Consider the following 471-nt stretch of genomic DNA (forward strand, 5'->3'; position numbering starts at 1 on the left):
AGGGAGGGTGCAGCCGTTCTATTTTGCTGCAATAATATGAATCCGCTTACAAAATGCTGGGATAGAGGCCGTACCAGGAAGTACTGCCCCCTGCAAACAGGGTGAAATGTACGCAAAATACGGAAGTGTACCTGTTCAGGGACGGTGGTTATCCACTATGATCAACTCGTGTAGAAAGCGCTATCACACAAAAGTCACAAAACAAAGCCTATGCTTCCGAAGAGAGTTTTGTACGAAGCTATCCTCTGAAGTAATACGCAGCAGGCTGCCGGGAAAAAGATATTAAAGCACTGGCAGCTGCATCTGCTGGTCATTCCGCCGCTGCTGTTCTTTCTTATTTTCAAGTATTATCCGATCGGCGAACGCGTCCTGGCCTTCAAGGACTACAACGTTATAAAGGGAATCTGGGGCAGCCCTTGGGTCGGGCTCAAGCATTTCCGGCTGTTTTTTGAAAATCCGATGTTCTGGACG

At 48.0% G+C, this 471-nt stretch carries 1 pseudogene; it reads left to right on the forward strand.

The annotated features are described in order from the left end of the window. Positions 1–279: 279 nt before the first annotated feature. Positions 280–471 (forward strand): annotated as a pseudogene (locus AWJ19_RS36340) (sugar ABC transporter permease); the annotation flags it as partial.

Source organism: Paenibacillus sp. DMB5, assembly GCF_001517085.1.
Classification (GTDB): Bacteria; Bacillota; Bacilli; order Paenibacillales; family Paenibacillaceae; genus Paenibacillus_AQ.